Origin of the sequence: Streptomyces sp. V3I8, assembly GCF_030817535.1 — a bacterium.
In the GTDB taxonomy this organism is placed as follows: Bacteria; Actinomycetota; Actinomycetes; order Streptomycetales; family Streptomycetaceae; genus Streptomyces.
Genome location: NZ_JAUSZL010000002.1, coordinates 7,185,615 through 7,206,906, shown reverse-complemented (window position 1 = coordinate 7,206,906; position 21,292 = coordinate 7,185,615). Strand labels below are relative to the sequence as shown.

General features: G+C 64.0%; 22 protein-coding genes and 1 tRNA gene. 18 read left to right on the top strand and 5 right to left on the bottom strand.

What is annotated here, in order from left to right; genetic code table 11:
• The first annotated feature begins 49 nt into the window (after positions 1-49).
• From QFZ75_RS31905 to tmk, 3 genes are read left to right on the top strand one after another with little or no spacing between them, the layout of a single operon-like run.
• The gene (locus tag QFZ75_RS31905; RefSeq protein ID WP_307542435.1) at positions 50-1,162 is read left to right on the top strand and encodes a radical SAM protein; all 1,113 of its coding nucleotides are present in this window, start codon (positions 50-52) and stop codon (positions 1,160-1,162) included.
• Positions 1,155-1,736: an exonuclease domain-containing protein gene (locus QFZ75_RS31900; protein ID WP_307542434.1), complete on the top strand. Its 582-nt coding sequence runs from the start codon at positions 1,155-1,157 to the stop codon at positions 1,734-1,736. Before QFZ75_RS31905 ends, QFZ75_RS31900 begins: the two co-directional genes overlap by 8 nt.
• Positions 1,714-2,364 (top strand): dTMP kinase, encoded by a 651-nt coding sequence (gene tmk, locus QFZ75_RS31895; protein ID WP_307542432.1) that lies wholly within the window; start codon positions 1,714-1,716, stop codon positions 2,362-2,364. The genes QFZ75_RS31900 and tmk overlap by 23 nt, the downstream gene beginning before the upstream one ends.
• A 60-nt stretch (positions 2,365-2,424) precedes the next feature.
• Here the strand turns inward: tmk and QFZ75_RS31890 are convergent, their stop codons facing one another.
• Complete coding sequence (locus QFZ75_RS31890; protein WP_307542431.1) at positions 2,425-2,760, bottom strand: hypothetical protein; 336 nt, start codon at positions 2,758-2,760, stop codon at positions 2,425-2,427.
• Positions 2,761-2,893: 133 nt separating this feature from the next.
• Between QFZ75_RS31890 and QFZ75_RS31885 the strand changes: the two genes are divergently transcribed.
• The 3 genes from QFZ75_RS31885 (at position 2,894) to QFZ75_RS31875 (ending at position 5,113) form a co-directional block, all read left to right on the top strand.
• Positions 2,894-3,502 carry an ATP-binding protein gene (locus QFZ75_RS31885; protein WP_307542429.1) on the top strand — a complete coding sequence of 203 codons (609 nt, stop codon included), beginning with the start codon at positions 2,894-2,896 and terminating at the stop codon, positions 3,500-3,502.
• Positions 3,503-4,231: 729 nt separating this feature from the next.
• Positions 4,232-4,507, top strand: a complete 276-nt coding sequence (locus QFZ75_RS31880) for a winged helix-turn-helix domain-containing protein (RefSeq protein ID WP_307542427.1) — start codon at positions 4,232-4,234, stop codon at positions 4,505-4,507.
• Between the two features lie 258 nt (positions 4,508-4,765).
• A complete protein-coding gene (locus tag QFZ75_RS31875) occupies positions 4,766-5,113 on the top strand; it encodes a hypothetical protein (RefSeq protein ID WP_307542425.1) in 348 nt (115 codons plus the stop codon).
• Positions 5,114-5,222: 109 nt separating this feature from the next.
• Here the strand turns inward: QFZ75_RS31875 and QFZ75_RS31870 are convergent, their stop codons facing one another.
• Entirely contained in the window at positions 5,223-6,509 is a 1,287-nt protein-coding gene (locus QFZ75_RS31870; RefSeq protein WP_307542423.1) for a hypothetical protein, read from the bottom strand.
• A gap of 247 nt (positions 6,510-6,756) precedes the next feature.
• Here QFZ75_RS31870 and QFZ75_RS31865 point away from each other — a divergent pair, with 247 nt between their 5' ends.
• From QFZ75_RS31865 to QFZ75_RS31840, 6 genes are all read left to right on the top strand, one after another.
• Positions 6,757-7,176 (top strand): hypothetical protein, encoded by a 420-nt coding sequence (locus tag QFZ75_RS31865; protein ID WP_307542421.1) that lies wholly within the window; start codon positions 6,757-6,759, stop codon positions 7,174-7,176.
• A gap of 746 nt (positions 7,177-7,922) precedes the next feature.
• Entirely contained in the window at positions 7,923-8,795 is an 873-nt protein-coding gene (locus QFZ75_RS31860; protein WP_307542419.1) for a hypothetical protein, read from the top strand.
• A 125-nt stretch (positions 8,796-8,920) separates the two neighbouring features.
• A complete protein-coding gene (locus QFZ75_RS31855; RefSeq protein ID WP_307542418.1) occupies positions 8,921-9,883 on the top strand; it encodes a hypothetical protein in 963 nt (320 codons plus the stop codon).
• Positions 9,880-10,587, top strand: a complete 708-nt coding sequence (locus tag QFZ75_RS31850; protein ID WP_307542416.1) for a hypothetical protein — start codon at positions 9,880-9,882, stop codon at positions 10,585-10,587. Before QFZ75_RS31855 ends, QFZ75_RS31850 begins: the two co-directional genes overlap by 4 nt.
• Positions 10,588-10,806: 219 nt before the next feature.
• A complete protein-coding gene (locus QFZ75_RS31845; protein WP_307542414.1) occupies positions 10,807-11,397 on the top strand; it encodes an MT-A70 family methyltransferase in 591 nt (196 codons plus the stop codon).
• Between the two features lie 355 nt (positions 11,398-11,752).
• Positions 11,753-11,980, top strand: a complete 228-nt coding sequence (locus QFZ75_RS31840) for a hypothetical protein (RefSeq protein ID WP_307542412.1) — start codon at positions 11,753-11,755, stop codon at positions 11,978-11,980.
• A 23-nt stretch (positions 11,981-12,003) separates the two neighbouring features.
• Here QFZ75_RS31840 and QFZ75_RS31835 read toward each other — a convergent pair whose 3' ends face one another.
• Positions 12,004-12,192 carry a hypothetical protein gene (locus QFZ75_RS31835; RefSeq protein ID WP_307542410.1) on the bottom strand — a complete coding sequence of 63 codons (189 nt, stop codon included), beginning with the start codon at positions 12,190-12,192 and terminating at the stop codon, positions 12,004-12,006.
• Positions 12,193-12,459: 267 nt separating this feature from the next.
• Here QFZ75_RS31835 and QFZ75_RS31830 point away from each other — a divergent pair, with 267 nt between their 5' ends.
• From QFZ75_RS31830 to QFZ75_RS41235, 5 genes are all read left to right on the top strand, one after another.
• Entirely contained in the window at positions 12,460-14,184 is a 1,725-nt protein-coding gene (locus QFZ75_RS31830; protein ID WP_307542409.1) for a type IV secretory system conjugative DNA transfer family protein, read from the top strand.
• Positions 14,185-14,371: 187 nt separating this feature from the next.
• Entirely contained in the window at positions 14,372-15,226 is an 855-nt protein-coding gene (locus QFZ75_RS31825) for a replication-relaxation family protein (protein ID WP_307542408.1), read from the top strand.
• Between the two features lie 182 nt (positions 15,227-15,408).
• A complete protein-coding gene (locus QFZ75_RS31820) occupies positions 15,409-15,807 on the top strand; it encodes a helix-turn-helix domain-containing protein (RefSeq protein WP_307542406.1) in 399 nt (132 codons plus the stop codon).
• Between the two features lie 28 nt (positions 15,808-15,835).
• Positions 15,836-16,288, top strand: a complete 453-nt coding sequence (locus QFZ75_RS31815; protein ID WP_307542404.1) for a hypothetical protein — start codon at positions 15,836-15,838, stop codon at positions 16,286-16,288.
• Between the two features lie 16 nt (positions 16,289-16,304).
• Positions 16,305-18,119 carry a recombinase family protein gene (locus QFZ75_RS41235; protein WP_373466069.1) on the top strand — a complete coding sequence of 605 codons (1,815 nt, stop codon included), beginning with the start codon at positions 16,305-16,307 and terminating at the stop codon, positions 18,117-18,119.
• Here QFZ75_RS41235 and QFZ75_RS31805 read toward each other — a convergent pair.
• Together QFZ75_RS31805 and QFZ75_RS31800 are read right to left on the bottom strand one after the other, a co-directional pair.
• Positions 18,076-18,150 (bottom strand) — tRNA-Val (locus tag QFZ75_RS31805). The two genes, QFZ75_RS41235 and QFZ75_RS31805, sit on opposite strands and share 44 nt — an antisense overlap.
• Positions 18,151-18,189: 39 nt before the next feature.
• Positions 18,190-18,648 carry an SRPBCC family protein gene (locus QFZ75_RS31800; RefSeq protein ID WP_307544925.1) on the bottom strand — a complete coding sequence of 153 codons (459 nt, stop codon included), beginning with the start codon at positions 18,646-18,648 and terminating at the stop codon, positions 18,190-18,192.
• Between the two features lie 154 nt (positions 18,649-18,802).
• Here QFZ75_RS31800 and QFZ75_RS31795 point away from each other — a divergent pair, with 154 nt between their 5' ends.
• The gene (locus QFZ75_RS31795; protein ID WP_307542400.1) at positions 18,803-21,232 is read left to right on the top strand and encodes an SCO7613 C-terminal domain-containing membrane protein; all 2,430 of its coding nucleotides are present in this window, start codon (positions 18,803-18,805) and stop codon (positions 21,230-21,232) included.
• Positions 21,233-21,292 lie beyond the last annotated feature (60 nt).

Genomic DNA, 21,292 nt, shown 5'->3' with positions numbered 1-21,292 from the left:
TCAGGTGCCTGTCTCAGTACAGCTCTTAACGCGGGATCAGATAGAGCGGATGCCGGAGCGCGCCCGTGAGGTGGTCGAGTACCGCAAGAGCGGTCTCAGCCTGAATCACATCCAGGGGTGTCCGCTCGATTGCGCCTACTGCATCCGGCACACCTACGGCCTGTGGGACCAGCGTGTGCCGCGCGCCCTCATGAATGACGCCGAGGCGGTGGAAGAACTGGTCAATCACCGGTACTTCCAGTCGCATGTCACGCCGGTGCAGATCTTTAACCGCGCTACCGATCCGTTCTTGCCGGTGGTCCGGCCGCACACTCTCGCCGTGCTCAAAGACCTGGACGCGCGGAAGCTGACGAACCATGTGCTCGTCATCACCCGGCACCAGATGAAGCCCGAGGACATCGACCAGCTCAACCGGCTTCGGCACGTCAAGGCGACGCTACTGTTCACCTACTCCGGGATCGACAACAAGGACATCGAGCCCTACCCGTCGCACGTTGCGGCCGAGTCGTTGCAGCTCATGAGCGCTCCGCAGGAACGCCGGTACCGGACGGTTCTTTACTGGAGACCGCTAGTGCCTGGCCTCAACGACTCACCGGCACACCTCGACCAGGCGTACGAGCTGAGCAAGCACGCCGACGCCACGGTGTTCACCGGCCTGTTCTATCGCGACCAGATCGCGGAGTACTACCGGGAAAACAAGCTGCCGGAGCCGTATGAGGAAACCGCACGGCGCAAGATCGTGCCGGAGACGCTGGAAAGACGCGTCCTTTCAGCTTTTGCTGGCAGCGACTCGTTGTTCCGCAAGACGTCGTGCGCCGTGGCCTACGCCCATGAACTGCCGGACTACAACGGGCACTACGGCATCCGTGAACTGTGCGACATCTGCCCGCTCGCGCAACTCGACCGCTGCAAGGACGCGTACAAGATTCCCGAAGCGCGGGACGTGCGGCAGGCCGCCAGCTCCCTGCCCGAGGCGCGCGACCTGGCGGTCGTAGACATCACGGAGCAAGCGGCCATCGTCTCGGGACTGGAGACTGAGCAGCCCCGTTACTACCTGCAACACGCGCTCGGTTTCCAGGTGCACGACGTACGGCATCCGCACCGAGAACGACGACACGGCCGAGCAGACATCGGCTGGAAGGGTAGTACTCAAGATGGCTGACTGGACGGATCTCTCGTACGTCGTCGTAGACGTAGAAGGCAACGGACAGCAACCACCCGACTTGGTAGAGCTTGCCGCCGTGCCGATCGTCGGTGGGGTCGTTGGAGAGCCGACGAGCTGGTTGGTTCGGCCGGATCAGCCAATCACGCCCATGGCCCGACGGATTCACGGCATCAGCAACGGCGCAATTGCCGAGGCGCCGGTGTTCAAGGACGTCATCGTCGAGGTGCTACACGCGCTCTCGCATCCGGCGCTCATCGCTCACAACGCGCATGTCGACGTGAAGGTACTCCAGCGGAAGATGACCGGCTGGGAATGCCCGGAGGTCTTCGACACGCTCAAGCTCGCCCGGCGTTTCGTTCCTGACCAGATGAGTTTCCGGCTCGGATCGCTGACCGAAGCGTTCCAGCTCGCAGAGGGCCTGTCGCACGATCTACGCCCTCACCGCGCCACCTACGACGCCTTGGTAACGGCCCGTCTCTTCGTCCGACTCGCCACGGCAGCCGGCTCTTTGGAAGAACTGCGTGGCGCACCACCCGGAGGGAGAGCTGATGAAGCTCCGTCCCTTTTCTGATCACTCCCGAGGCATGTTCGTCAGTGTCGACGGCCCCAGCGGTGCCGGGAAGAGTACGATCGTTCACCACTTGGCGCAGATGCTCGTGGCCGCAGGCGAACAGGTGCACGTGACTGCCGAGCCATCCACCGGTCCTATCGGCCAGCTCTGCCGAGAGTTGACCGAGACGGTCACCGGTCACGCGCTTGCCTGCCTGTATGCGGCGGACCGCTACCACCACGTAGAGACGGAAATCCGCAAGCACACCGAGGCCGGGCAGACGGTCATCAGTGACCGCTACATTCCGTCGGCGCTTGTCATGCAACGTTTCGACGGGGTAGACCCCGCTTTCCTCTGGAACCTCAATGCCGAGGCTGAACGGCCCGACCTCGCGGTCATCCTCGAAGCTGATGCTGAGGTCATCTCGGAACGACTGCATGAGCGCGGGGCACACAACCGCTTCCAGCTCTCACCGGGCAGTAGTCACGCCGAAGTGCACTTCTATCGCCAAGCCACCGAACGGCTGTTGGAGATGGGCTTCGAGGTGCTGCGCGTCGACTGCAACCAGCGACCCCCCGAGCAGACAGCGGCGGTCATTCGCGACCAACTGGTGGCGCGAGCTGCCGCAAAAGCATCTAGCGCGTCATAGCAGGCTCCTGACCCGGCAGGCTGATGACTCCTGCGAGTCAGTAGCCCCCTTCCTCGTTCATCACACGGCGATACGTCCGTCGACCTGATCTCGCTTCATGTGCCCATCCGAGCTGAGCGACCGTGGACGCATCTTCACCGGAGAAATGCCATGACCACTAAACCCCATATCCCCTGTACCCGTGCTTTCGGCTACATGCGGGTGTTCTGCGACGTCACCGATGACCGGGTACGGCAGATGGAACGGCGCATGCGCAACTTCGCCGAGATGTCCGGTCTCCAGATGCCCAGCATATTCCACGAGGTTGTAAACGGCTCGCATGAAGCCTTCTACGAGATGGGGGAAGCGCTGCGTCGCGCCGATACCCACATTGTGGTGTTGCCATCGCTGCGCCATCTCTCCACCCACGACCCGCTGCGTGAGGTACTACTCAACCGCTTGGAGTTCGAGTTCTTGGCGGAGGTGCACACGCTCAAGCACTCTGCGCCTCACCCGGCCCAAGGCGTCATGAATAGGAGGAGTGTCCGAAGTGGCCACTACTCTCACAGCCCGTCAGCCAGCGAACGATAAGCAAATGTGGCTCCACGTATGGGATCGGTTGACGCTGGCGGCTGTGCCGTCAGCAGCAAGCTGCGCACGAGCGTTGACCACTGCCCTGCTGCGATGGTGGGGATCACCCCAGGTTCTGGATGACGCGTTGCTCGTCGTCTCCGAGCTTGTAACGAACGCCGTCAACGCGACCGGCCCGGATACCTCAGATCCGAAGTGGTCAGACGTCAAGGCGGAGCATGTCCTAGGCGTACAGCTCCGTCTCGTTGACATGAGTCTGTTCATCGAGGTGTGGGACCGCTCGCTCGCCGCACCCGAGATGCGGGAGCAGTCGGCGGAGGCGGAAAGCGGACGTGGCCTATTGCTAGTAGAGGCCCTCGCTAAGAATTGGGGCACCTTCCGTCCGCCGGCCGGAGGCAAGATCATGTGGGCTGAATTGGCACTCACCGAGCCGCCCACCTTCGCAACCAAGATGCTGCCGCTTCAACGACGATCGCCACGCACTGGCCGTACTCCCCAAGGCAGAGTCAAAGAACAGATTGAGACTGCACTGATGCAGCGGGTACTTGACGGACTACACAAGCTGTAGGTACACACCATCTCTACGAGCGACGATGCCCCGCACAGCAAACCGCGCGGGGCATCGTCGTTGGGTTGCTAATGCCGCCGATATTCGTCCAGGGCGGTCGGCCGGACCGGAAGCGTGTAGAGGCAATCGGGGCAGACGTACTGCACAAAGCCTGGCCCGCTCATTCGCTCCACGTAGCCGACCTCGATCGGAGCCCCGGTCAGGCGACCACAGCTACAGCACACGACCTCTGCTGAGTCGGGAGCGGAAGATCCGAATCCATCGACGGTCATGCCGAGGCCTCCCACACAGCAAAGTGATCCCCGGTGTAGCGGTAGGGGTACTCGATACCGCGTGCCGCGAACTCAACCGCGAAGCGGCGCTCTCGTTGCACGGGCGTCAGCTGTAGCGTCTCCTCTGCCCGGAAAATGGCTCGGGCTTCAACAGAACTCGGACCAGCCCACGGCTTCGACCATGGGTTCCCGGATGTAGGCGTGGGCGACTCAGACCTCCGCGCTGCATGCCTCCCATGAGAGGGCAGCACTCGGCTCAGCACCCACACAAGCGTGCGGGCGATACGATCGCGCATGTCGTTCAGCTCCTCGAAAGCTGTTCGGCGTTGCCCAGGCAGGCCGGTCCTACGCGGCCTGCCTGGGCGCTTGCGCTTTTACGGTAGGCCAGCTCCTCTACCCTCGTCTACCTACGTATAGGGACGGGCCCCTATTTGGGCCCTTGTATACCCTTCCTGGCATGGCTTCGCAGATTGATTACGACGCTCCAGTGCCGCCCTACCAGCAGATTGCGGCGGAGATCGTCCGCGATATTGAATCGGGTGTTCTTGCCGTGGACCGCCCAGTGCCATCGGAGTCGGCACTCATCCAGCGCTGGGGGGTCGCTCGCGACACTGCACGTCGAGCGATCCGGCACCTTCGGGACCTCGGGTACGTCTACACCGTGCCTCAACGCGGGACGTACGTACGGGACCGAGGCCCCTCCGCCGGCGGGGCCGAGACCGGTCCGCATTGAACGCCGAGCCAAGACCAAGACGTGATACGGCGCTTGCGATCTCCGTGTGAGCGCCCCTGACAACTGCCGTGGAATGAACAACATCCCCGAACATACGGTTGTCTCGTCGTCCCGAATGCTTCATAAATGGTGCTGACAGTTGACAGCACTCGGCATGACAGCGGGGCTGGTCATCCACTGTCTCGTCGGTGTCCTGCGGCCTCGCTAGATGAACCAATCGGGTTCGTCGGCCGCAATTCACCGAGGAGGTGGCTCGCTATGAGCGAGTCGTCTGAATCCGGTGCGGGAAGCCAGATTCGCACTCTGGCTGTCCGCATCACCGATGATCTACGCGCTCGACTCGACGTCGTCGCCCAGATCACCGGCCGCAGCACCACGGAAGAAATCAGGGTCGCCCTGGAGCACTGGGTCGAGAAGACCAAGTCTGACCCGGCCATCCTCCAGAAGGCTGCGGCGATCCGTGCCGAGATCGAGAGGGAGGCGCAGACGCGCCGCAACGCCATCTCGGCAATCTTTGGTGCCGAGGCGACCGCGGAGGAGAAGACTCAAGAGTCACCCGCCGCCGGCCGTCCAGCCGCTCGTCGAGGCAAGACCTCTGACGAGTAGCGCCACCTGCTTCTCCTTGGAGCGCAAGCTCAGGTGAGGCGACGGCGGGAGCCTGTCCGGACGCGACTTGTGTCGTTGTCTGGGCGGAGCTCCCGCCTCTTTTTCATTTTCATTGTGGGCTAGCTAGCTCCGGATGCATTACACAGGGGGTCCGCGCTGCTGGAGTACGACGATCGCCATTAGCGAAATATACCTCAACGAAGACACAACCACGAAGCGTCGTGAGCATACTACTTAATCCATACTCAATTGGAGTGATGCTTGCTTGCACCGGAGAATCGCGGCGAGTCTTTGTCTTAGGGCGCTGCGCCACGATATGGAGCGTCCACCCCTCCGGGATTCGATAAGTGGTGGCAAGGTCGTCATTCCAGAGAACGCGCGCCCAAATGACTGGACAGATTGCCGATGTGCGGAGCTCTATACTTCCTGCGTCTTTTCCGTCTGGTCCGATCACGGATGGGTGGGCAGATGAGACTGGCTGGCTCGTTGGGGGGTCTGCGCATTTACTGTTGCTCCCTTCCAGCCCACGAGGGTCCTTGCCGTCATAGCGACGTTCAAGGGCTTCTGCTGAGGATGCGCTTGAAGAGCTCGAAGGGTTTGAAGGGCTGCCTGAACGAAGTGAATCCTCATCGTCTGCACCTTCACTTCCATCACCAAATGCAAAAATCAGCCCAGCTACAACAGCCATGCATACTGCGACACCAATCGAAGTTAGCCATAGCGATTTACGCGATGGAAGTCTTGAGGGAACAGGCGTGGGGACAAGTTCCCTATCGGATGTGAGACTTTTGCTGTCACCCTCCTTTTCAAGAGATACGGCAGGTTCGAGATAATCAGCCGAGCTTGCCACCAGCTCGTCCCGGTGCGTCACGACATGGGATTTGATCGCCGACTCAAGCGCGCGGAGGGCCAAGGGTTGATGCCGTTCTCCGGTTTTAGCGCTTGCCGCACCAAGCCAAATTGACGCGCGTAAGCGTTTCGTCGCCATTACCCCTTGGTTGTCTGGATTATTTTGCAGAGCCGACCAAGTGGTACTGAGCTGGGCACAACGGAACTTCATCACTATAGGAAATAAGCGATCGTCGGTCAGTCCGAGCAATTCGCCAGCAGCGGCAATTTGGAATGACGTTACGGTAATCGTCACCTTCCTCTTCACCGCTTCATGTTGCTCAAATGCGGACAACCGATGCTCTTGGATGACATTGTCCAAAATTCGTTGCATGAGAAAATTCCGGCCATCGGGCCGAATGTTCTCGTAATCCCCAAGCCGACTAGCAATCACGCGCACGAGAGCGTTGCACTCTTCAAGGGTTACAGCGTTCACTCCGACCTTGACAAGCCGTGCCAGTTCCTCCTGAACCGTTTCAGCAGAGGCGGTGGGCGGCTGGCTGTTCACGAATGCCTCCGAGTACGCATCGACCAGTAAGAGGCCCAGCTTAGCGAGATCCAAGAGGGCGGGGAGTCGCTCCCGAAGATCACTCCATTCGCGATCTTGGGATCTGACTTGAAGCTCGGGCCGCCCGCTGGACTATGGCTCTTCCTGCGCGATCTTGCGCGGAGCCACCTCTATTTACTATTGCAATGATTGCAAGCTGATGTTTATATAATGTGGGGTCGGCCTTCATCTCCATGGAGGCCCACAAATGACGTACTTTCCCGCAGACGGACCGTGGTTTTCCTTCCAGGAATTCACCGCCCATTGGTCACCCGAACAGATTCGAGGTCCCCTCGCCCATGATCCCACCTGCCTGGCGGACTTCATCCAGGTGTGGGTGCAGCGGGACGATGGCATCCGTACCTGTCGCGGGAGCCGCGAAGTGTTCCTCTACGCCGTCCTCGTCATCACTGACTTCTGGGAGCGCGATAAGAGCGGAGCATTTCTCCATTACGTGACAGACGACGATCCGGCGACCGGTGATAGTGAAATCATCGAGCGCTACGTTGAGACCGTCTTCGGTGATAAAGGAACTGACCATCCCATCCTCGATCCTGACTGGTTCGAGACGTGGGCGTTCCGGAAACTGCACCCTGATCTCGTACACCCTCATTTCAGAGAGGACTAAGAGCACATCAGGCCCGGCCGACCCCTCCGCCCGCTCCTCATGGAGCGGGCTTTCCCTATGAGGAGACGAAGTCCCCAGCCTGTCCCCAAGCTGTCCCTGACGTCCTGATCTGCGGCTTCTTCCGTCTCTGGGGACAGGCTGGGGACTTTTTTCGTGATTCCCGGATCTCGTGGTTTGGTTTTTTCGTGCCCACCTAGAACCGCCTCACTGGCGAAGCTGGTGCACGCCCCCTTGATAACTCAAAAGAGGAGACGTCTGTGTTGATCCTGATACTGATCGGCCTCATCGTATGCGCGTACTACGCGGGGCGAATGAGGCAGTTCGTCCGCGACGGGCGATCGGTCATGAACCTCGACAAGAACGATTAGAGCAACGGTGACCAGAGGACAAGGCAAGCGCTAGTAAGTCCTTGCCTTGTCCTCTGCTCTCCCTCTATCGCGTCTCCAACACCGGGTTCTCATTTCTCCGTCGTCAGCGTCGAGAGGAGTTTTGCCATGCCCCGAAATCGATACACCTCGCTAGTCCACGCCGCCGAGCAATCTGGCGTTGAACAGCAGATAGCAGCGATGACCCGGCTCGAAAAGAGCCTCACGCGTACGGCCATGGATGTCACTACAGGGCCGGCTGCAGCAGGAGGCAAGGAACAGCGTCGTCGCCGTCTGGAACAGAAGCGGCAACACAAGGCAGAGCGCTTTCAAAACGCTAAGTAGATCTAGTCACCATCCGGGCGCACGTCGTGCGCCCGGATGACCACCAACATCAAAGAGGAGTCCTCTATGCCCAAGATCGCAAGTAGCAAGATCCCCGCCGTCGTCCTCACACCAACATCGCGTCGCCATCGCCGGAGGCTTCTCATCGTCGGCCTCGCCCTCTCGGCGGCGACAGTCGTATCTGCCTGCTCCGTCAGCTCGCCCGCGCACGGGGAGCTGGGACGAGACAAACAGATCCTCACGTCATGCGACGCTTCCGCACCGCCCGCCTCGGACGTCCAGATCGACGGCACGGGGTCGAGTGCGTCGGCGGCGATCACGGAGGAACGGATGGCCGCGATCGAGGAGATCGTCCGTACCACCGCTATCTGTTCCGGTCGCCTGCGGGTGAGTGTGTTTGCCGCATCAAGCGCCGCGACCACGACGCTGTTTGATGACATGCTCCCGCTCCACGGCGCGACCGACAACGCCCGCCTCCGCCGCGTGCCCCGCGCCGTCGATGACGTCATGAGCAAGATCCGCAAGAAGTACGGCCCTGCGGTGGCCGAGTTGTCGAGCGGCGGGAGCGACATCACCGCGCAGTACCGGTTGGCGAGCGAATGGATCAACCAGGTTGGCGGCGATTTCCGTCTGCACCTCTCGGTACTCACCGACGGGTTTCAGAACGTCGGTATCAGGCTGGACAAGCGTGATCTGAGTAAGCAGGAGATCACCGACCTCGTAAACAAGACCACCGTGCCGGAGCTTCCTGGTGCCCTCGTCACGGTCGCGGGGCTGGGCCGGATAGCAGGCGAAGCGCCTCGCTCGGCCGTGGTCGAGGGCCTGGTCGCCTACTACGACGCGCTCTGTCACCGAGCCGGGGCCAAAACGTGCGTCTCGGTCACCGGCTACACGTCGGCGGGACGATGAAGGTCATGCGGCGAAAGATGTCTCGGCGGGGAGCACCGGCGGACGCTTGGACGGACGAAGCCGACGCAGTATCACTGCCCCGGCTCGACGAGGTCAGTGGACACCCTCGGCCGCAGGGCATCGGCGTGACGTACGCCGAGCAGGAGTACAGCGCGTTTGCTGATGAACAAGAGCTGATCTGGCCCGCTGAGGGGATGGCTGCAGCACGGTCATCCCAAGTCCGTGCGCGAGCACTCGACCGCGGGGCCGGCGGGCTGGAGTTCCTGATACGTCAGCAGGAGACCGAAGTGTCCCAAGCCCACGCCGACTACCAGCACGCGGCGTCGGTACTCACTCCCTATATCCGGCGCGAGCCCTGGGCCAAACTACGCTACTGGGTGTGCTGGCCGGTGTTGTGGTTCGGAGATACCGCAGGCGTCTGGTCGGCGGCCATCAGCAACGGCGACATCCCGGCCGTCGCCTTTGGCCAAGCATTCGCTTCCGGTTTGGCAGCAGCCTGCGCCGGACTCGTCGGTGGCGAGCTCAGACACATTCGTATGGCACAGGCCCGGCAGCGCGACGTCGATTCGTTGACCGACGACGAGCGGGGTTATCAGCGCTTGTTCGCAGCCACGGATCGCGGAACGCGACTGGTCATGCTCGTCGGCTTCCTCTCCCTCCTGGTGGTCGCCTTACTCTCGATCGGCGTCTTCACCCTGCGGGCGAGCGTCGAGGGCAGTGCGTCGGGGCTGACGTTCGGCTTGCTGGCGGCAGCGACGGCTATCGGGTCGGGGTTGCTCGGCTATTCGGCGGCCGACGAAGTCGCAGACCTGCTTGCCGCCATGGCCAAGCGCGCCCGCCTGGCAGAGAGGCGCTATCTCAAGCTCGTCACCTCATCCACCTTCTCGTCGCGGGCAAAGGCCGAGGAAACCGCCCGCTCCCTACACGAGGAGTACCGGCTGCGAGGCCTGACCGCCGCGAAACGGGTCGAGGCGCTCTCCTGGCGCGTGCAGCGGAACAATCCCCAAGTCCTCGGCCATGGCTTTCCGTCCGGAGATCAAGGCGGCGTCATCGGAAGGCGCGTTCGCCGGGGAGGTGGGGCATCGTGAGGTACCAACCCCTCATCATCCGTAGCGCCCTTCTGCCGAGCCACCCGCTCGGTTCCCCGACGCCCCGCAGGCCGGCCCGCCGCGGGCACCGTGACTACCAGCTCGGCCATCCCGGACGCCCGGCCAAAGCGCCGACACTCCTGATCACCGTCTTCGACAACTCAGGTTCGGTCGTAAGCCCTGCCGGGACGGATCCGCTGTCCAACCGCTTCGCCGAAGTCGCACACGCCTTCTCAGTGGTGGCTATCAAAGGTTCACGGCATGAGCTGGCCATGGTGCTGCACTTCGACACACCGTCGAGCGGCGAGGTCGGCCCGCTTCCGATCACTCGACGCAGCCTCGCGCGCCTGCGGCCTGGACTGCGGGTGCCCGCTGACGGAGCTGGCTCCAGCGAGCTCGGCCCAAGCCTGCGACGTGCCAACGATGTTGCCGAGTCGCACCCCGACCACGCAGTCACGCTGGTCGTCCTCTCTGACTTTGCGCTGCTGGATCCCGATCCGACTCAGGTCCTGTCGGACCTCTCTGCCTTCCCCGGCCAGGTGCACGCAGTTGTCCTCGGCGCCCGCTCGACTGCGGGCGGACTGGACAAACACATCACCACAACCTGCATCCAGTTGGATTCCCGGCCTGGGGCTGTGGCTCGGGCGCTGTTTGCCAGCTTGGTCGCACACCGCCCTGGCAGCCACGTCGCCACCGAGACCTAGCAACTCGTCCGTTGACAATTCCGCAACGTCGTCCGGCTGGCAACAAGACGAGATTGACGCCCGCTGGTATCAGAGGTTCACGCTGCTCGGATCGGTCGAATAGTCGGGCGATCCTTCGACCGATCCGACGGTTTCCGTACCTCCGCCCAGGCTTCATAACTAGAAACACATCCCGATGCAGGCCTCCCCGCCTTCCGGGGTCAGAAAGGAGAATCGACTATGACACACCATCAGAGCTCCGTCCTATCAGACGCCGTTCCGGCCAAGTTCCGCACCATCTTGGCTGACCCACCGTGGGATATCCTGCAAAAAGGGCGGCGCGGCGCGGAGATGCACTACCCGCTCATGAGCCTCGAAAAGATCAAGGCCATGCCTGTGGGAGAAATGGCAGAAGACAACGCCCATCTCTGGCTGTGGGTCACCAACGCCACGCTATGGGAAGGCTACAACGTGGCCGAATCGTGGGGCTTTACCGTCCGATCACCGCTCACCTGGATCAAGTTCAGACTGGGGCTTGGCGTCTACCTGCGGAACTCGACGGAGCACCTTCTCTTCGCCACGCGCGGCAAAGCGCCGGTGAACTTCCGGTCGCAGCCGACATGGATCGCCGGCCCGGTACAGGAACACTCCCGAAAACCCGAGGAACAGTATGCCCTCATCGAGCGCATCTCACCTGGGCCATATCTAGAGCTGTTCGCTCGGCGTCGTCCGCCGAGCAACCGCCCCTGGTACGTCTGGGGAAACGAAATCGACGCCGACATCATCGTGCCTGGCTACCCAGTGCCAAGTGACCGTCTCAACAGAAGGTGAGGAAATCCGCCATGGGCGAAGACAAGAGCAATCCACTGCGAAACTCGGCCGAATGGGCATTTCGCATCAGTCTGCTGATCCTTGGCACGGTCATCGCACTTAACCTCGCCGTCGTTTTCCTGCGGCCAATAGTGCCGTGGCTCCTTGGGGGCGCTGCGCTAGCAGCAACCGCATCGATCACGGTGACAGTGGTGCGATGGCTTCGGTCGCGATGGTAGCACTTCACAGCACCCCAGGCAGGTGTTGTGAAATGCACCAAAATTATTGACGCGCTGACAGAAATCAGCGATAAACGAATAAGGCGAGGTGCTGATTTGCGTCAGCACTCTGCGCAGTAACAGGAAGGAGGTGATTAATGGCTTCAAGGAAGAAAAGGAACAACAGGACGAGGCGCACCCGACAGGAGGAGCGTCGGCTGACCGTACGCGGCGTCCGCCGCGATCCACCGGATATCCAAAAAATCAGCAAGGCGCTTATCAGCCTTGCTATGGCAGAGGCCGAACGCGACGCCATGGCCGAGCAGGAACACCGCGAGGCAGGACCGGAGGCTACCACCACAGACGATAAGCGACGGAAGGGGTGAGCTGGATGGGTACCCGACACGAATTAGTTTTCTCCGAGCTGCATCTTCCCCGGCCGCTCGACATAGACGCGGTGGCCGCGTTCCTCGCCCGATTGGCTTCCGATCGCACCGCACCGCGCGTCGCCCTGGAAGTACGCGCGGACCACGATGGCACCCGCCACCTGCTTGGCTGCCTCGCCACGGACGTACAGGCAGTGCGTCGTGCGTTGCATGACTTCATCCCCGGCAGCTTCCTCTCCGCGCCGCACGCTCACCAACGAACGTCCCGTCCTCCCACCGACATTTCGGGACGGCTCCACGTACGGCCAACTGGGCTGCCTCTACGCACCGATGTTGCCGAGAGCACGAGCCGAGCACTGCTATCAGCGCTCGCTCAGCCGCTCAGAGACGACGAAGCCATGGTGATACAGCTGACTCTCGGCCCACGTCGCACACCGCAGTCTGTTCCGACCAGTGCACCGGATCCGCAGACGACGCTCATGCAACTCCTGACGCGAGGCGACCGTCCGGCCAACGCCGAGACCCGCTCGCGTCTCAAGGCTCGGGCCGGTCAACCGGGCTTCGCGGCCACTATCAGGCTCGGTGCTTCAAGCCCAGATCCGGGCCGGCGGCGACGGTTTATCACCAGTCTGCTCAGTGCTGTCGCCACGGCCCAGAGCCCCAGCCTTCGCATCGACCTGATCGGCGAGTCCGCGAAGCGCCTGGACGAGGTACGCACACCGTGGCGTTGGCCGCTGCACCTCAGCGTGACAGAACTGATCGGCCTTCTTGGCTGGCCACTTGGGGGCGACGACTTCCCCGGCCTACCGCCCGCTCACCCCAAACTACTTCGGGCCGCGTCCGGCGTACATAACGGCCCACGGGTGTTCGCTGAGAGCGCCGTTCCAGGTGACGCTCGTCGGCTCGGCATCGCCCCTAAGGATCAGACGTATCACTCGGTCGCGTGGGGGCCGTCTGGATCCGGCAAGACAAACGTGGCACTCCACCTGATCATGGCCGACATTCAGGCCGGACGCCCGGTGGCCGTCCTCGATCCGAAGCGCCAACTCATTGACGACGTCTTGGCCCGCATTCCGGACCACAGACGGTCTGACGTAGTCGAGCTCAACGCCAACGACCAGACGCCGGTGGGATTTAATCCCCTGGATGTCACCGGCCGCGACCCCGACGTCGTGGTCGACGGCATCCTGTCCGTTTTCGAGGCCGTGTTCAGCGACGGCTGGGGACCGCGCACGAGCGACATCTTCTCGGCCTCGCTCCGCACCCTGGCTCGCGCCAGCACTCCGAAGCACCCTGCCACGCTAGTTGACCTCCCGCGGCTGTGGACTGATCCGCGTTTCCGACGCTCGCGGGTCGGACGAGTCAGTGACGACATGGCCCTGGCCGGCTTCTGGGCATGGTACGAATCTCAGTCGCCCCAGGCGCAAGCCGCCGCGATCGCACCACCGCTCAACAAGTTGCGACAGTTCCTCCTCCGACCTGCCCTCATCCACATGTTGGATCAATCCGCAGGCCGCTTCCGACTGCGCGACATGTTCCGGGACAACAAGATCGTCTTGGTGCCGCTCAACGAAGGACTCATCGGGCCGGGCACGGCGTCGCTGCTAGGCAGCCTGATACTCGCCGATCTGTGGCAAGCCACTCAGGAACGAGCCGACGAGCCCGGTGCGGCCCAGCGCCCAGGAACGATCTACGTAGACGAAGCTCCCCGCTTCCTCCATCTGCCTGTCTCTCTGGCCGACGCGCTTGCTGTCTCGCGATCACTATCCGTCGGCTGGTTTTTGGCCGCCCAATTCCGCAGTCAGTTTCCGCCTGCGCTGCGCACCGCCGTTGACATGAACGCCCGCAGCAAAATCGCTTTCGCCACGGAGTACGAAGACGCTCGCGACCTGGCCAAGTTGGCCCCGTCACTCGATGCCGAGGATTTCCGTTCGCTCCCCCGCTTCCACGCCTACGCCAACCTGGTCGCGGACGGACTTCCCTCCGGCTGGGCGTTGGTGCGCACGCTGCCGCCGACGCCCGTTACCACCGACCCGGAAAGCGTCCGCGCGACGGCTCGGGCTAACTACGCCCCGCTACCTGCTGCTCGCAGCGGGGACTCGGAGCCAGCCGAACGTGATGACGAGCCGGTTACTGGCCCCATCGATCCCGCTACCCCTCCACCAACTCCCGAACGGATCGGACGGAAACGGAGGCAGCCATGAGACGACCTATGAAGCACACAGACCCACTGTTCGCCCCTGTCCTCACCAGTTGGTTCACGACGTCCTCATTGTGCTCTTTTCGCTGCTCGTCAGGGGTGCCACCGACACTCCGGGATGGGACTGACCCCCTACTCGGGGGTCACGGAGCCACGCTCGACGGCCGCAGCCTCGCGGTAGGAGATGCCATATGAGCCCGACCGATGTCGCCAGCCTCCTGCTACGGCTCTCCGACCGTGACATGGCCGTCCTGGAATCCGTCCGCGCCCATCGACTTCTCAGCACCGCCATGATTCGCCGTCTCCACTTCGCGCGTGCCCACGCCTCGATCGGAGCTGCCTCCGGTGCCACGATGCGTGTCCTTCGACGTCTGGAGTCCCACGGGCTCGTCGTCCGGCTGATGCGCCGTATCGGCGGAGTCCGCAGCGGGTCGTCGGGAATCGTCTGGCAGCTCGGGGCGACTGGTGAACGACTCCTGCGCACCGTGCGCGGCGAGAAGAAGCGTCGCCGCTACATAGAGCCCTCTCCGGCCTTCATCGCCCATACCTTGGCAACCGCCGAACTCGGCGTCCAGCTCACTGAACTTAGGCAATCGACCGGCGTCGAACTCGTCACCATCGAGACCGAGCCCACCTGCTGGCGTTCCTTCGTCAGCCCCCACGGCACGCTTGAGTGGCTCAAGCCCGACCTCTATGCCGTCACCGCCAGCGGCGACTACGAAGACCACTGGTTCCTCGAAGCCGATCGGGCTACGGAACACCCGGGGGTCATCGTCAACAAGGCCAAGACCTACCAGCGCTACGCAGCCACAGGGGCCCACCAGGCCCGCCACGGCCTCTTTCCCGCCGTGGCCTGGGTCGTCCCGGACGTGGCCCGCCGTGAGGCCCTACGGGCCGCCCTAGCCGCCGACAAAGCCGTACAGCCTGAGCTCTTCCGGGTAGTCACCGTCGAGAATTTCAGTCAACTCATCCGCGATGGCCGCCCCGAAACATCGGCTATTCCAGATGGATCTACGAAACTGAACTCACGAAGTGAGAGTGCATAAAAATGAGCCTTCACAAACCGCATCAACTTTTAACTCGGAGCATTCGAGACGGATGAAAGCCAAGGAACCCCAGGAACCACGGAGGGTAGTCGCTTAATTACGTTGCGGAATAGTCAACGCCCCCGGACTTTAAGCGGCACCCAAGGTAAAATGGGTAAATGAATAAAGGAGGAAGTAGCGGCATGAAACAGGATGCTATGCAGGAATTTGGAAAATACCTAAAACGGATGCGTGAGGTGCAAAATATAAGCATTCGAGAATTAGCGAGAAGGTCTGGCCTTGATGACGGCGGGCTTACTCGCCTCGAACGCGGCGAACGTACGCCGCAGCCAAATACGCTCAAAGCACTCGCTACCGCCCTGGCCGTGCCGCTGACAGATTTATTCGCCAAAGCGGGCTATGTTACCCCGACCGACCTCCCCAGCATGAGCACATACTTACAGATTTGCCACGGCGAACTATCAGACGAAGAAATCGCACAAGTTGATGCTTATCTGCGACGCCTTATCGATAAGCATGGGCTAGACGTAAATGGACCGGTCAACTCTACTGACGAGATGGGGGAAGCACCGAAGCAGTAGCCACCGAATACGGAAAGGAGGGACATTAATGAACGTCGCCACTCACAAAACATCATTCGCTTCTAGCAGAGGGAGCCTAACTGCCTTACGGGCGTTGGCGCATGACTCAGCCCACTCGATGGAAGACATGCTGCGCACCGCCCGCGCGCAAGCAATCCTGCTCAGAAGCTTACTTACCGCGTCGACCTACCGCATCCCAGATCAGCTCAACACTCTCATACCGAGCATCCGGGTTGAACACGTCACTGACATCCCCATAGCTGGGGTGAGCTTCTGGGCCAGAAACCACTGGCACATCCATATCCGTTCATCGGATCCGACAGAAATTCAGACAGCTACAGTGCTACATCAGTTGAAGCACATCATTGATCATCCACTGCGCCAAAAGGCGGCTAGAGATAGTCCGATTCACTGGGAACGATTGGCAGACTACTTCACCGAACTGGTACTCGCGCCCGATCCGCGTCGGATAACCCCGTAACAGGAGGGATAATGAGATGACTAGTGCCTACATAGACCCCAACGCAGAAAGCCTCGAAGAGCCGCTCATCCTAGGCGTCGACCCAAATACGCTAGACACAGCGCGTGGCCTCCGCGCAGTCATCTATCTGCGAGTATCTTCGGCCGGCCAAGTAAAGACTGATTACGACCCCGAGGGTATTTCAATCCCGGCTCAGCGTGTGGCGTGCCGTCGCAAGGCAGACCAACTCGGTTTGACGGTAGTCGATGAGTACATCGAGCCCGGTAAGTCTGCCACCGAGATGACCAAACGCGTCGCCTTCCAGGAAATGCTGACGCGCGTGCGCAACAGTCGTGACGTGGACTACATCATCGTTTACAAGCTCTCACGCATGGCACGTAATCGTTTGGACGACGCCATCGTAATGGCCGACCTCCGCAAACGCGGCATCACGCTGATCTCCGCCACCGAGTCCATTGATGACTCACCGGTCGGTCAGCTTATGCACGGCATCCTGGCAACCTTCAACGAGTACCAGTCACGCGAATCTGGTGCTGACATCGCCTACAAGATGGGCCAGAAAGCGAAAAACGGCGGCACTCTCGGTCGCGCGCCCCTGGGCTATCTCAACGTCTTCGACCGCTCAGAAGGTCGAGAGATCCGTACCGTCGCGGTTGACCCCGAACGCGCACCGTTCGTCCAGGTCGCGTTCGAGCTGTACGCCACCGGCGAGTACACCCTGGCCGACTTGGCAAGTGAACTGTATGACCGTGGCCTCCGTACCCGGGCCACCGTTCGGTACCCCGCCAAGGAGGTGTCGGTCAGCAAGCTGTCCGACATGCTCCGCGACCGCTACTACATCGGCTACATCACGTACAAGGGCGAGGAGATCAAGGGTCGTCACCAATCACTCATCGAAGAGAGCCTGTTCGAACGCGTCCAGGACGTCATCGAGGCTCGGGCCGTCGCCGGGGAGCGTCGCCGTGTCCACCACCACTACCTCAAGGGCTCCCTCTTCTGCGGACGTTGCAAGCAAAAGAGCGTCATGCAGCGGATGATCCTCCAACGGACAGTCAACCGGCGTGGCAGTGAGTACTTCTACTTCTTCTGCCGCAACCGTCAGGAGGATGCCTGCGACGCACCCCACATCAACATCGTGCACGTTGAGGACGCCATCGAACGGCACTACGCGACTATCCGCTTCAGTCCGGGCTTCATCTCGGACGTCCGCGCTCACATCGCCGAAACCATCGGCGACCAGGAAGCATCGGCTCGCCTGCTGCACCAGCAGCTGACCACTGAGCTCGAAGGTCTGGACGGGCGTGAAGCAAACCTCATCGATCTCGCCGCAGACGGCACCCTGCCGCAGACCAAGATCAAAGCCAAGTTGCGCGACATTGAACGCCAACGCCTGCATCTGACCGGACGGCTCAAAGAGACCAAGGCCGACCTCTCAGACGCAGCGCGTCTCATTGAGGCGTGTCTGGCGCTACTGGAGGATGCAGAGGCGCTCTACCGTCGCTGCGACCATGAGCAGCGTCGCCTACTCAATCAGGCGATCTTCCACGCGCTCTACATCGACGAGGACCAGGTCACCGACCACGACCTCAAGGAACCGTTCGGGCGGCTCCAGGCCGTACAGAGCGCCCAGGAAGCCCTACAGGCTCCCGAAGGTCGTCTTGACCGCATACAACCCGGTAACGCCAACAGGGCCCGCCTCCCGGAGGAGACGGACCCTGTTGCGTTGGACACCATCGAAGTCTTGCTAGGGGGCCTTGATTGGGCCCCGTGTTCTAGTAAGCCTTCTATGGTGGGCGATACTGGGTTCGAACCAGTGACCTCTTCGGTGTGAACGAAGCGCTCTCCCACTGAGCTAATCGCCCGGGAACGCACTGAACAATACAGGTCTCCGTGCGTTTCCTTCAAACCGCTTCGCTCTTCCCGCGGAGGTGGGCGGCCAGTCCCCGCCGCCCGGCCCGCATCATCAGCGCGTGGTTGGCGCGGAAGGCGGGCCGCCCCGGCACGGCGAGCCGCCGCAGCAGCGGCTTGGTCACCCGGACCTCCTGGTCGTAGCGGGCGCGGGTGCCGGCCCGGTCGGGGGCGAGGGTCCAGCGTGCCCAGCCGTCCACGTCACCGGTCATGGCGATCTCCAGGACTCCGGCGGCCGGGTCGCGGCGCACCTCCCGGGCGGTGAACACCAGGTCGTAGGGGAGCACCGAGCGGATGCGGACGACCCCGCCGGTGTCGTCCACGGGAGTCACCTCGCGCACCTGCGGCCACCAGAGCGGGTAGTGCTCGGCGTCGGCCAGCGCGCCGTAGACGTCGTCGGGCGGGGCGGCGAGGACCCACAGGCTGCGGAAGCGGTAGTGCGTCCAGTCCATGCGCTTCATGACCCGAGTCTGCCCGCCGGACGCCGGACCATGAGGGACCTCGTGCCTGGCCGTGGAGGACCGCGTGCCGGGGCGCGGCGGATCTGAGTACGTCCTGAGTACGTCGGCTCATGTCCTGCGCGGTGACCCGGACCACACTCCAGACATGACGAACATTCCGCCGCCCGCCGAGGAGTTGCGGATCCTCGACCGCGAGCTGTGGCACCTGGACGGCCGCAGGACCCAGTTGCTGGCCCGCCGGGCCTGGCTGCTCGACGCGCTCCGGTCGGCCGGACCCCAGGCGGCCCCGGTCCGGGTCCCCGCGGCCCGGCCGGCTCCCGCTCCCCCACCCCGACGCCCCGAGGCCTCGGCCCCCGGCGTGCAGAACGTGCTGCTCGTCCTCGGCGGCGTCCTGCTGACCGTCGCGGCGGTCGCGTTCACCCTGGTGAGCTGGGGGGACATGGGGATCGCCGGCCGGGCGACCGTCCTCGGCGCGGTCACCGCGGCCGCGCTCGCCGCACCCGTGCCACTGCTGAGGCGCGGACTGCGCTCGACGGCGGAGTCGGTGGCGGGCCTCGGCCTCGCACTGACGGTCCTCGACGCGTACGCCCTGCACGAGGTGGCCCTCTCCGGTGTGGACGGCACCGGCTACGCGGCGGCGGCCTCGGCGCTCCTGGCCGTGCTGTGGACCGCGTACGGCCTCGGCCTCGGCGCCCTGCGCCTGCCGCTGCCGGCGGCCGTGGCGGCGGCCCAGCTCCCGCTGCTGCTCACGGTCGGGGCGGCCGGGGCGGGCCACCACGCGATCACCGCGGCGGCGCTGGTGACCGCCGCGTCCGACGCGGCCGTCGCCCTCTCGGTGGCCGCGCCCGCCGTACGGGCCGTGGCCGCCACCGGCGCGTACGGGCTCGGCGCCTGGGGCACCCTGGCGGCCGGCGCGCTCACCTTCGAAGCCACCTCTCCGGGCGCCGCCACCCGTGCGGCGGCGCTCCTCGCCCTCGCCGCGGCGATCGCGCTGGGGGCGGCACTGCGCGCCCCCGCCGCGCGGGCCGCTGTTCCCCTGGCAGCGGCCGGCGGCCTGCTCGCCGTCGCCGCGGCGGGTGGCGTGCTGCGTCCGGTGCTGCCCGGTGTGTGGACGGTCCCTGCCTGTCTGGCCTGCGGCATCGCCCTGCCGGCGGTACGCGGCACCCGGCTGCCCCCGGCCGTGCGCCGCGGCCTGCGGTGGTCCTCCGCGGCGGTGCAGGCGGCGGCCCTGTCGTGGACCCTGTCCGTGGTCGCCCCGGTCCTGCTCGGCCCGGCCGGCTGGACGGCGCGGGTGTGGTCCGCCACACCTTCCGACGCCCGTGCCGCGGTGACGGTCCCGGCGCCCTGGCCGCCCGCCACGGAGACGGCCCCGCTGGTGCTCGCGGCGGTGGCCGCGGTCCTGGCCCTGGCGTTCCGGACCGGCCCGCACCGGCCCCTCGCCCGGAGCGGGGCACTGGTCCTGGTCTGGCTCACGGCCCTCATCCTGCCCGCCACTGCGCAACTCCCCTACGGGACGGCCCTGCTGTGGCACGGGGCGACCACCGTGGCGGCGCTGACGACAGCGGCGTACGCCCACGCGACCGACGGCCGGCCCCCGATCACCGATCGGCTCTCCGTCCTCCCCGCGACAGCGCTCGCCCTGGCCTTCCTCGGCTCGCTCCACCTCGCCGCGCTCTCCCTGGCCACCGAGGCGGCCACACTCGGCGTCCTCGCGGGCCTGACGGTCCTCTTCACGGCGGCGGCCGTCCGGTGGAGGCAGGAGCTGACCGGGGCGGTCTCGGCGGCCCCCGCCCTGGCGTACGCCACCGCGCTCGCGTGCGCCACGGGCGGGTCCCTCGGCTGGCCGCCGCACCGGACGGCGCTGCTCGTCCTGGTGGTGCCGGCCGCAGCCGCGCTGCTGGCGCCCAGGCTCGGCGACACGACCCTGAAGGTGTCCGTGGAGGTCACGGGAGCCGTGGCGGGACTGCTCGCGGTCGGCCTGGCGTTCGCCGAACCGCCCACGCTCGCCCTGGTGCTGGCCCTGTGCGGGGTGATCGCGGCGGGCACGGCGGTACGGGAGGACCGCGGGCGGGCCGGTCACGCGGCGGCCGCGCTGTTCGTGCTGGCCGCCTGGGTCCGGCTGGCGGCCTGGGAGGTCGGCTCCCCCGAGGCGGACACGCTCCCGGTGACCGTGTCCGCGCTGGTCGTCGGGTACGTCCGCAGGAGCCGTGACGCACAGGCCTCGTCCTGGCTCGCGTACGGCCCCGGCCTGTCGGTGACCTTCCTGCCGAGTCTCCTGGCGGTGTGGGGCGACGCGCACTGGCCGCGTCCGCTGCTGCTGGGCGCCGCGTCGCTCGCGGTCACCCTGGTGGGCGTCCGTCACCGTCTGAAGGCCCCGCTCCTGCTGGGCGGCGCCACGCTGGTGCTGACCGCCCTGCACGAACTGGCCCCGTACCTCGCCCAGGCCATGGGCGCCCTCCCCCGCTGGGCGCCCATGGCCCTGGCGGGCCTGCTCCTCCTCGTCCTGGGCGCCACCTACGAACAGCGCCTCCAGGACGCCCGCCGGGTCCGCGAGTCCCTGAACAGGATGAGCTGAGCCCTCTTCAGGGGCGCCCGGTCCGGGGGCGCCCCCCAGGGGCGCGGGGAACCGCGCGAC

What these genes read in the sequence shown, in the direction of transcription:
- QFZ75_RS31905 (WP_307542435.1), top strand. Translation starts at nt 50, where the DNA reads ATGCCGGAGCGCGCCCGTGAGGTGGTCGAGTACCGCAAGAGCGGTCTC.
- QFZ75_RS31900 (WP_307542434.1), top strand. Translation starts at nt 1,155, where the DNA reads ATGGCTGACTGGACGGATCTCTCGTACGTCGTCGTAGACGTAGAAGGC.
- tmk (WP_307542432.1), top strand. Translation starts at nt 1,714, where the DNA reads ATGAAGCTCCGTCCCTTTTCTGATCACTCCCGAGGCATGTTCGTCAGT.
- QFZ75_RS31890 (WP_307542431.1), bottom strand. Translation starts at nt 2,760, where the DNA reads ATGGCGCAGCGATGGCAACACCACAATGTGGGTATCGGCGCGACGCAG.
- QFZ75_RS31880 (WP_307542427.1), top strand. Translation starts at nt 4,232, where the DNA reads ATGGCTTCGCAGATTGATTACGACGCTCCAGTGCCGCCCTACCAGCAG.
- QFZ75_RS31875 (WP_307542425.1), top strand. Translation starts at nt 4,766, where the DNA reads ATGAGCGAGTCGTCTGAATCCGGTGCGGGAAGCCAGATTCGCACTCTG.
- QFZ75_RS31865 (WP_307542421.1), top strand. Translation starts at nt 6,757, where the DNA reads ATGACGTACTTTCCCGCAGACGGACCGTGGTTTTCCTTCCAGGAATTC.
- QFZ75_RS31860 (WP_307542419.1), top strand. Translation starts at nt 7,923, where the DNA reads ATGACCACCAACATCAAAGAGGAGTCCTCTATGCCCAAGATCGCAAGT.
- QFZ75_RS31845 (WP_307542414.1), top strand. Translation starts at nt 10,807, where the DNA reads ATGACACACCATCAGAGCTCCGTCCTATCAGACGCCGTTCCGGCCAAG.
- QFZ75_RS31840 (WP_307542412.1), top strand. Translation starts at nt 11,753, where the DNA reads ATGGCTTCAAGGAAGAAAAGGAACAACAGGACGAGGCGCACCCGACAG.
- QFZ75_RS31835 (WP_307542410.1), bottom strand. Translation starts at nt 12,192, where the DNA reads ATGCAACGCACGACGCACTGCCTGTACGTCCGTGGCGAGGCAGCCAAG.
- QFZ75_RS31830 (WP_307542409.1), top strand. Translation starts at nt 12,460, where the DNA reads ATGCAACTCCTGACGCGAGGCGACCGTCCGGCCAACGCCGAGACCCGC.
- QFZ75_RS31825 (WP_307542408.1), top strand. Translation starts at nt 14,372, where the DNA reads ATGAGCCCGACCGATGTCGCCAGCCTCCTGCTACGGCTCTCCGACCGT.
- QFZ75_RS31820 (WP_307542406.1), top strand. Translation starts at nt 15,409, where the DNA reads ATGAAACAGGATGCTATGCAGGAATTTGGAAAATACCTAAAACGGATG.
- QFZ75_RS31815 (WP_307542404.1), top strand. Translation starts at nt 15,836, where the DNA reads ATGAACGTCGCCACTCACAAAACATCATTCGCTTCTAGCAGAGGGAGC.
- QFZ75_RS41235 (WP_373466069.1), top strand. Translation starts at nt 16,305, where the DNA reads ATGACTAGTGCCTACATAGACCCCAACGCAGAAAGCCTCGAAGAGCCG.
- QFZ75_RS31800 (WP_307544925.1), bottom strand. Translation starts at nt 18,648, where the DNA reads ATGGACTGGACGCACTACCGCTTCCGCAGCCTGTGGGTCCTCGCCGCC.
- QFZ75_RS31795 (WP_307542400.1), top strand. Translation starts at nt 18,803, where the DNA reads ATGACGAACATTCCGCCGCCCGCCGAGGAGTTGCGGATCCTCGACCGC.